At 47.8% G+C, this 1,277-nt stretch carries 1 protein-coding gene and 1 pseudogene; one reads left to right on the top strand and one right to left on the bottom strand.

Annotated features, from left to right (window positions below):
* Positions 1-276 (top strand): annotated as a pseudogene (locus R7E47_RS24605) (hypothetical protein); the annotation flags it as partial.
* 71 nt (positions 277-347) lie between these two features.
* On the opposite strand, the gene R7E47_RS24600 reads toward R7E47_RS24605, so the two are convergent.
* On the bottom strand, positions 348-1,226 hold the full coding sequence (locus tag R7E47_RS24600; RefSeq protein WP_005467602.1) for a carboxylate/amino acid/amine transporter: 879 nt from the start codon (positions 1,224-1,226) through the stop codon (positions 348-350).
* Positions 1,227-1,277 lie beyond the last annotated feature (51 nt).

The following is a 1,277-nucleotide window of genomic DNA, read 5'->3' as shown; positions in this document are numbered from 1 at the left end:
AAAGAGAAGAAACAAGCTGCGAAAGTGGTGACACCAGTGTCGATGGCGGTTCCTGCACTGTTTGATTTGGCCGATAAAAAAGCGCTTAAGAAAGCGAAAAAGGCACTGAAAAAACACTACAAACAGCAGAAAAAGCTGCTAAAAGTGGCAAAAAAACAGCAGAAGTTGCTCAAGCGTCAACGCAAACTGGAAGCCCGCAATGCGAAGTTGGAAGTGTTGTTACCAACGCCGCCTAATGTGTTGATGGGCGGAAGCTCGCAAGCCAAAGTGCATTAATTGAATTAAAAAAAACGCTCTCCAGTTGGAGAGCGTTTTTTATTGCTGGAATATGTGTCGAGAAAGGCACGTTACTTATTGGCGTAGCTCATTTCAACGCGTTTTTTCACCCACGTTTCGTTAATCCACAGCGATAGCATGATGATCGCGCCGCCAATCGCGAGGCGCACGATGTCGACGTCTCGGTTCCAAATTACGATGTTCACAATCAGGCCTGCTGGCACTAACGCGTTGTTCATTACCGCTAACGCGCCGGCATTCACTAAGGTTGCCCCTTTGTTCCACGCAAAGTAACCAAAGCCTGATGCAATCAAACCAAGGTAGGTCAAAATGCCCCATTGGGTTGCGGTGGTTGGCAGTTTGTCGAGGTTGCCCATGAGCGCGAAAGCCACGGTTGCTACACAAAGCGCCCCCAAGTAGAAGTAACCAAACACGGTGTGCTGTGGTAAATCGACGGGCTCACTTTCCATGATGTATTTGTAGCCCACCTGACCGATGGCAAAACAGAGGTTTGCCCCTTGTACGACCAAAAAGCCCATTAGGAAGTTTTCGTTAATGCCAGCGAATTTGATCCATGCGGCACCCGCGACTGCGATCAGCGCAGTGACTAAATACCAAGGCGAAAAACGACCTTTCAGGAAGTCGTAAATCAGCGTTACATAAATCGGTGTGAATACAGTGAACAGCAACACTTCTGGAACAGAAAGGAGTAAGAAAGACTGGTAGTAGAAGCAGTACATCAAACCGAGCTGAAAGCCGCCGACGATCATCAGTTTCGCGATCAGAGATTTGCTTACGCCGCGGAATTTAAGGAAAGGAATGAATACAACGCTGGCCAGTGCCACACGCATGAACACGGAGAACCAAGAATCAACCTGACCAGCAAGGTAAACGCCGATCAGGCTGAATGAAAATGCCCAAAGCAGGGTAACTGCGGATAGATAAGCCATGGATGAGAATCTTTATCAACAACAAATGTGCCCGCAGTCTAACCAAGTTTT

It is taken from the genome of Vibrio sp. Vb1026 (assembly GCF_033338745.1).
Classification (GTDB): Bacteria; Pseudomonadota; Gammaproteobacteria; order Enterobacterales; family Vibrionaceae; genus Vibrio; species Vibrio alginolyticus.
Note: the sequence above shows the minus strand (reverse complement) of the source record. Positions and strands in the feature narration are given on the sequence as shown.

Excerpts from the sequence above, each read along its gene's own strand:
- R7E47_RS24600 (WP_005467602.1), bottom strand. The coding sequence starts at position 1,226 with ATGGCTTATCTATCCGCAGTTACCCTGCTTTGGGCATTTTCATTCAGC.